The 1,268-nt window shown below is 66.9% G+C and carries 1 protein-coding gene; it reads right to left on the bottom strand.

Annotation, left to right across the window (positions count from 1 at the left end):
* Nucleotides 1–1,244: tyrosine-type recombinase/integrase (locus tag AC5Y49_RS24675; protein ID WP_499891999.1), on the bottom strand; the 1,244-nt coding region annotated here is incomplete at its 3' end.
* Nucleotides 1,245–1,268 lie beyond the last annotated feature (24 nt).

Genomic DNA, 1,268 nt, shown 5'->3' with positions numbered 1-1,268 from the left:
TAGGTGTGACGCAGCTGATGGGGGGTGGTGTGCGGCAGGCCGGCGTCGCGGGTAACGCGGGTCATGACGTCGCGAAGGTGGTAGACGGTCAGGCGCCGGCCGTGGTGGGTGAACAGGAAATCGGTGGGTCGTGCGGTGCGCGGGTGTGGCAGCGGGCGCCCGGCTGAGCGGTGGGCCACGATGCGGTCGATCAGCGCAACGGTTTCCTCGTCGAGGGGCACCATGCGTTCGGTGTTCAGCTTGCCCAGCGGCACTTTCAGCCATGCGCCTTGGCCGGGGATCTCGTGCACGCAGTCCAGTTCCAGGTCAACGAGCTCGCCGATGCGCAAACCGGTAGCGCGTTGTAGCAGTAACGCATCAGCTGGTAGCCGGTCGGGCCAGGCCTGCAGCGCGTGGGTCAGTCGCCGGTCCAGGTCCGGAGTCAGGTAGCGCGGTAGCGCTCGGGGCAGCTTGGGGATGTCGGAGCGAAACACCAAGCGCCGCTTGGGCGCTTCGGGCCAACCCCATTCTGCGATGTCGTTGAGCAGGCAATGCACCGTCAGGACCCGCCCGCGGCGTTCGGAGGCCTGGATCGGTGCGCCGGTGCGAGCGTTGGTCGCCGTGGCGGTGGCGGTCAGGTAAGTCTCGATGTGTCGGCGTCGGTCCAACTCGGCCAGGCTCGGCAATGCGGGGTCGATCACGGCCAGGTGCGCGGCAAAGTGGTTGAGCCGGGTTGCGGTGCCGGTGACCGTGCCGCGGGTATGGGTGGCGGTGAGCCGGTCGAGGTAGGCCACAAACGAGTCCCGCAACGCCGGGGTGGCATCGCGCATCCGCTGGGCAAAGCTTTGCCGCAGCAGACTGGTTGCGTTCACCGGCGCCTCGGTGAGCACGCCGAGATGAAACATCACCTGCCGGGCAGTGTGGGTGGCGCTACTGTAATGGCGGCTGGCTTTGTCTCTGCCGTGTCGCGCCGCGCTGGCGGCCAGCAAGTCGTCGAAGTCGTTGTCGGTCAACGCATCCAGCCGTCGACCGGTCTGAAGAAGCAGCCGCCCGATCACCTGGGATGCGCTGGCGCTGCGGGTGCGTTCGGTGAAGCCGAGTTCCTCGGCGGCGGCCAGGAATCTGGCCAGGTCCTCAGCCAGCAGTCCCGGTGGCAGATGACGCCAGAAAACGGTCAGTTTGCGGTGGATCAGGTAGTCATAGCCGGGCTGCAGATGCCCGGCCAGCATCAAGAACATCACGAATGACCGAGTGGGATGAGACACCGTCAACCGCACCTCGAGCGGCTC

Source organism: Mycobacterium sp. NGS62 (genome assembly GCF_059812285.1).
The sequence above is the reverse complement of the archived record's forward strand: the minus strand, read 5'-3'. Positions and strand labels throughout refer to the sequence as shown.